The 6,372-nt window shown below is 49.2% G+C and carries 6 protein-coding genes; 1 reads left to right on the forward strand and 5 read right to left on the reverse strand.

The window, feature by feature from the left end; translation table 11 throughout:
• Positions 1-293: 293 nt before the first annotated feature.
• The 5 genes from KGZ92_02815 to KGZ92_02835 form a co-directional block, all read right to left on the reverse strand.
• Positions 294-569 carry a hypothetical protein gene (locus KGZ92_02815; GenBank protein ID MBS3888219.1) on the reverse strand — a complete coding sequence of 92 codons (276 nt, stop codon included), beginning with the start codon at positions 567-569 and terminating at the stop codon, positions 294-296.
• A gap of 154 nt (positions 570-723) precedes the next feature.
• A complete protein-coding gene (locus KGZ92_02820) occupies positions 724-906 on the reverse strand; it encodes a hypothetical protein (protein MBS3888220.1) in 183 nt (60 codons plus the stop codon).
• 99 nt (positions 907-1,005) lie between these two features.
• Positions 1,006-1,164, reverse strand: a complete 159-nt coding sequence (locus tag KGZ92_02825) for a hypothetical protein (protein MBS3888221.1) — start codon at positions 1,162-1,164, stop codon at positions 1,006-1,008.
• A 383-nt stretch (positions 1,165-1,547) separates the two neighbouring features.
• On the reverse strand, positions 1,548-3,224 hold the full coding sequence (locus KGZ92_02830) for an ABC transporter ATP-binding protein (protein ID MBS3888222.1): 1,677 nt from the start codon (positions 3,222-3,224) through the stop codon (positions 1,548-1,550).
• The gene (locus KGZ92_02835; GenBank protein MBS3888223.1) at positions 3,221-4,450 is read right to left on the reverse strand and encodes a hypothetical protein; all 1,230 of its coding nucleotides are present in this window, start codon (positions 4,448-4,450) and stop codon (positions 3,221-3,223) included. The genes KGZ92_02830 and KGZ92_02835 overlap by 4 nt, the downstream gene beginning before the upstream one ends.
• 517 nt (positions 4,451-4,967) lie before the next feature.
• Between KGZ92_02835 and KGZ92_02840 the strand changes: the two genes are divergently transcribed.
• On the forward strand, positions 4,968-6,236 hold the full coding sequence (locus KGZ92_02840; protein MBS3888224.1) for a helix-turn-helix transcriptional regulator: 1,269 nt from the start codon (positions 4,968-4,970) through the stop codon (positions 6,234-6,236).
• Positions 6,237-6,372 lie beyond the last annotated feature (136 nt).

Consider the following 6,372-nt stretch of genomic DNA (forward strand, 5'->3'; position numbering starts at 1 on the left):
ATCAAACGTATTATCCCCCCCCCCCGAGAGCGAATGTCAAGTCTATATATTGCATTTTTCTGAATTGATAGCTTATCCGTCGAGTTTACAACTATAGACTTTCGGCAATTTCCACCTCCTACCCGATACAGGTTTCGTACCGCATAAGCATCAAATACTGCACACCTCGCGCCTGATCCTCTCTCATGAGATACTCTGTTCATCAGAGTATGTGAGGGAGGATTTATTGTGACCAAGGGTGCCTTAAGAAAAGTTACGTGGGAGCACCGGATGTACGTACAACTACACGATGCTTAGGTGTCCTTCTTACTTGCCTTTGTAGCGCGAATTTCTCTAATTGCACGGCTCAGTAGCCTCATAAAAATGACCATCTGAAACAATCTCAACTCGTGTTGCTGTTGATGCGCCCATTCAAAGCGCATTAAACCAAACAGGTGCGGCAGTAGCCCGCCAACGAGTATGGCGACGACCACATGAATGTTTAGCGGCTTGTGGTCGGTGTAGTCCGAAAGAAACCATGCGCACAATACAACGCCAACAGTCAGCAACAATCCTGAAGCCCAATTCACTCCGAACCCTCCCTACTACGAAATTCTGTAAGGCAGTTATCTGACCAAAACCCATTAATGCAAACGGTGCGGCCTGGAATCCAACACATAAGGCGCACGAACGCAATACAGGCAAGGTAATATCCCGCCGCTATGGGTCCTTTCCAAGATAAGGCTAAGGCCATGGCCTAACAAGTGCCGCCAAAAGCGCTTGCAGTTGGACAGTCGTAATAACATTTTCTGTGCACCCAATGCAACTAGCTTGGGCAGAATAGGTCTCTGGCGCAGTAGGCGAAACCATGATAAGCGCCATCGTTAGACTGAGCAGCAAGGAAACCAAAAGGAACTTTTTCAACATCTCTAATGCCCTTCTTAAAAGCACTAGCTTACGACCGCCGCAGCAGATTTACCGCATCCATCCCTCCCTGTAGCATAAGGTAGACCCCAAGCAGTATCATCACACTTGACCAGCACACGCAAACACGGGTGTCTTGATCGCTCTTTGTATGGCCACAGAGTCATACCCCGCATGTAGCGCACCTACCATGACGAGCATGGGCAAGGCAAAGGCGAAGTGGAATTTCACCTGTGATTTCTCGTAAATTTCACTAAACACTGAAATTCCCCAATGGAATTTCACTAAACATTGAAATTCCCCAATGGAATTTCACTAAACATTGAAATTCCCCAATTGTTACCATGAAAAGAGGGGATATTTTCCTGAGTGTTGCTGAGAGTGCGAAGTTTAATGTCATCAGCCGGGTTGTTGACGGGCTCTTGACGATTAAGGCGGCGGCAAACATGTTAAGTTTGAGTAAGAGACAGATCATGCTGCTAAAGAAAGATGTGCATACTGCACTAAGTAGCTGCAAGCAACAAAACTACTGCGCGAGTTTTACATAAGGCCAATGTGAAGCTACGCTTTGGCCAGAAACAGGCAAGACTTGCTTGGCAACAAAGAAAAACAAATAGCTGGCCTAGCGCCACAAACTACCCGTCCTAGCCGCTACTGGACGGCAAATGTTCGTGCCTCGTGATAGTTCCTCCTTCTAGAAGCAAAAAGGCATCGGCAATTTTTGCGACCTCTTCATCGTGAGTTATGATAATTCTCGTCTTTCTGGAGAACACGTACTTGAAGGCTTGGATTACTATCTGGCAAGAATGCGCGTCTAAATGCGTGGTTGCTTCATCGAAGATCAAAACATCCGGATCCTTTAATAAGCAGCGAGCAATGGCTATGGCTTGCCTTTGGCCCCCAGATAGATTCTTACCGCCTTCCGTAATTTGGCGGTCGCCTGCTAGGCCTTTGAAAAGCTCGGTGCATCCACTTATATCTAGCACGCGCTCTACCTCTTCTTTAGAGGCACTGGGTCTTGCCATTTTAACGTTGTCCCATAAACTTCCAGTAAAGATCGCCACGCTTTGCGAGACAATCCCCACCCTTTGCCGTAAGGAGGTGAGATTATATTCCCGCAACTCAGTGCCATCAAAAAAAATCCCTCCTTGGTATTGCGAATAGAACCCGAGCATTAATTTTACAGCAGTTGATTTTCCTGCCCCATTCTTCCCGAGGAGTGCCACACACTCGCCGGGGGCAATGTTGAAGCTGCATGATTGAAGAACAGGTTCTTTCCCGGATTCGTATGCGAATGTTACGTCGGTAAATGAAATGTCCCCTGTCAGTGCACTTACGGCCTTATTTCCACCAAACTCGCGTTCTGTTGGCCCGTCGAAAAGTGGAGCTAAGCGCTTGAAAGCGGCAATCGCTGGTCTAGTCACCATTAATAGCGAACTAAAAGAGAGCGCTGGCAGGGTTAATTGACCTATGTACGCGACAAGGGCCATGTAGTCGCCCACTGTTAGCTGTTCTCTGACAATAAATATGCCGCTGAGGATGGTGACAATCACAGTTAGTAGGTAGGCTAAAAACTCAACAGCCCCTATTCCGACCCCTACACCGAGAGATTGCCGGATTTCTTGGTCGGCAATCCCCGAAAACCACTTCGTGGATTCCTCAGCCTTGCGATTTTCTGCAGTGGATTGCTTAATCTCCGCAATGCCGGAAATAGTCTCTTGCACGGACCCTTGCGCGTGTGCGCCAAGTTCCATTAACTGCCCTGTAGTCTCCTCCAAGTGCAGGGCCACCTTTTTCGCTAGAAAAAAGAAGGCAACCATAAAGGGGAGGGCGATTACGGCAACCTCAACACTGATGCGGAGTATCAGTAGCAACGCCCCTACCCCTTGGATAAGTCCACTAACGAACGTGAAGAGTCCCGGTGAAATGAGCCCTCCTAGTTGACTCACTTGGTCCAATTGCTTGACCAAGGATCCACTTTGGTGTTTATCGAAAAACTCAAGCTGCATTTGCAGTAGGCGTTCCATCGCCTGACGTTTTAGGTGCAAGATGAAATGGCTACCAGCAGTGCTCGACAAAACTGTGTCTACAATGCGTAGAGCCGAGCCTAAGAGATACGCCCCGGCTGCTAAAAGCCCGTAGAGCACAATCGAACCCTCGTCGCCGGTGGCCACACCGCGGTCAAACATGAGTTTTGTAAGGTAAGGTGGAAGGAGGGCAATAAGCCCCCCAAGAAATACGGTAATCCCGGCGAGCAAGAACAGCAATTGAACCCGCTTAAATGCGTATCGCAGGTACCCCAATCTCGACAACAGTCTCATGGGCATTCCTCCTTTGCTAGGGCGCAGAGATGTTTGCCGTACAAGTTTGCAGTCAAATGCTGTTCCACCGCACGACAATCAAGGCAGCCGAACTTAAAGGCGCACTCTTTACATTTGCCAATCTGGGAAAGACTAAGTTCCCAGTACTTATCAAGCGCTCCTGTCTCAAAAATCTCGTCAATAATCCTTGGGGCAGTCACATTTCCTAGACTCTCGCATGTGAGAAGCGGACAAGGTCGCAGCTGTCCATCTGCCGCCACCGCAATTGTTCCATTCAGACAAGGGTGATACTCCCTGTTGCGATAGAACAAATCTCCTGACACCCTCATCACTTGCTTGCCAAGTGCTTCAATGGCAGCCATTGACTCCTCCTGCTTGTTCGAGAGGATCGCTGTCGCAAAAACGCTCGCTGCGCCAAGCTGTTCGGCAAAAACGCGCATGCGCCGAACGCTTGTTGCATTGTGGCTGCTGATAACTAGGGTGATAGAAAAATCGATTCGACTTTCGTGGAACTGTTTGGCAAGATTGCTCAACGAGTCCTCCGAGATGAAACCGCTATTGTCGCCTCCAAAAGGAATAACAGGATGGACCTTGTAATTAGCCAGCACTCGTAAAGCCGGTTCCCCTATGCTTGTTGCGTTGGTATTGACAAACAATTTCTCAGTAAAATGTTGCTCTCGGCAGAACGCTATAATGGGGACAAAGCTGTCGAGATGCGACAATGGGTCGCCCCCACGGAAGATAAGTGACCTGCACTGCAACTTGATAATCCTTCGTAAGAAATCGAAGAGCGTGTGCTCGTCTAGTCCGGCAGTGGACGCTTTGGAACACAGTGCACAAGCATAGATTTTAGGTTGTCTACAATCAACACATTCTAGTTTGCAACTATACGGCAGCTCGATATAACAGCGTGAAATTACAGGGGACCGCATTGAGTCTTTGGGTAGGGGCTTGTATTTTCTCTCAATGTAAACGCGTCTGTCGTAAAACTTCCCTAAGCCATAAGCTACCACACCATTTAGTAATTCATCAACTAAGGTAGCGGGCAAGGCTATAGTAGGGGCAATTTCCTCAGTCGGGAGTCCCCTTTCCGCGAGACGTAATATTGCCGCTAAGGCGGGCTCAAGTGCTACAATGTTGCCCGTAGAGAAATCGTAAATTGCGGAATTGCGTTCGGCCGCGACCAATTTAGTGTACTCGTTCAGGAAAAAGTATTGCTTCTTCATGATATTAACTCTCCCTGTCGTCAGCTAGATGTAAGATGTCGGACTCCTGTAGGCCATCCTCCAGCCATGACCAAGAAACAGCCCGCTCTTGAGTCCTACCTGCAATAGGTATCGCTTGACAGGCATCTGCGCGACAGCAAACAACCTAGTCGACAACTTCTGAGATCCGACTACATATGTTTCATGTCAGTGCGAGTGATGATGCCCCGCACCCTAACGACTCCGCTGTGTTTGGGTGCTGGAACTCGATCGGTGGGAATTGTTTTCGGGTCGGTGCTGGCCAGATTGGCCGGATAGGGTCACGGCAATTTGGAGAGATAAAAAGCAAGCAGGGACGTGCGTTAATCTCTGCACGAGCACTGACGCTTAGCGTCAACACCAGTACCAACACAAACAATAGTAACTTTTTCAAGGTCCTACCTCCTTTTACTGACACATCGTAGTATAATGATACCAGTAACAGGCTCAGTGACACTACCCTAACATTGTGACAATTGTCACTGGAGGAGGTCAGGGGATGTTAGGCGCACGCATCAAGGCCGCCCGACTTGAAATGGGTCTAAGCCAAGAGGAACTGGCTCAGGGGTTGTTATCCCGTTCGTACATATGCGAACTTGAGCGCAACAAACGTAGGCCCTCACTTGCGACTATTGGGGCTTTAGCAGAGCGCCTAGGAAAACCGCTAGATTATTTTCTCGAAACCGAGCAGCAGGCGATTGAGGCGAGAGCTAGTCTCCGAATCGATCAAGCTTACAGCCTAGTTGGGATAGGGGACAGGGCAGGCGCTCGCAAGGCTCTCCGCGAAGCGCAATTAGTTCACAAGCAATTGTCTGTAGCTTTGAGGGCGCGATATCATGACCTATACTCTTGGCTAGAACAAGAAGATGGCCATGCCTTCACCGCTGTTAACCATGCGCTGCTAGCGGAGTCACTATATGAGGAGTTAAACTTGCCGCTAAAACAGTGGTACTCTTTACAAGCAGGCGCACACGCTTCATACTTGGCTAACCTAAACGCACAGGCCATAGAGCTTGGCCAGCGAGCGTTTGCCATAATATCTCGTCTGCCCGAGCAGGAGCATGAGAAGCGGCTAACTTTAAACCTCCTAGGCAACGCTTACTTGGGCCTAGGCAAGGCAAAGTTAGCTGAAGAGCACTACAACGCCGCTCTGGCTTGTCGGGACGAGAACGATCTGGATACCATCATAAGGCTTTACCACGGCAAGTCTATCTGCGCTGAAGAGCAGGGCAATTTGGATGAATCCTTACTTTGGGCTGAGGAGGCGTCTTTTCTAGCGAAAGACCGGCGAGACAACGAGCTACGCGCACAATGCGAAATTAGCCGAGGACTTTGTCTTATTCGACTCAATAGACAGGAAGAAGCGACATGGGTATTTAGGGAGCAACTAGCGAAAACCACTATTTCGCCGAGACTTGTGGCTCTAGGTTTAACTGATTACCTGCTGACGCTAGCTGACCAAGAAGACTATCCAGAAGAACTATGCCGGTCGCTTGAAGAGAGGCTACACAGTGTTATTAGTGAAGTTGACCTAGGAGACGACTACCTCACGCTGAAATGTAGTTGGGCCATCGCCAAAAACACATTGCGCGCGACCGCTCCGCAAAGGATTAGGCCCGTGATAGAAGACTTTGCCGCTCGATTTCATCGTCTTCTACATCACCGCCACAGTGCTGATGTGCTTGAGTATGGGGCTAAACTACTCGAGGCGCATGGCGACATAGCGGGCGCACTGGCCCTGCTCAAGGCGGCGGTAAGCCTAAAGTAAACAGGCGGCAAGTACTCGTTCCGCTACATAGCTTTAACCCCGGACGACTACAGGCTAACCACGGCCGGCAGCTACTGCCAGAACTCGACATCTACTACCGCATAGAGAATGGCGACCTTCTACCGCTTTAGGATGG

The sequence above is a fragment of the Bacillota bacterium genome, assembly GCA_018333655.1.
GTDB lineage: Bacteria > Bacillota > UBA994 > UBA994 > UBA994 > BS524.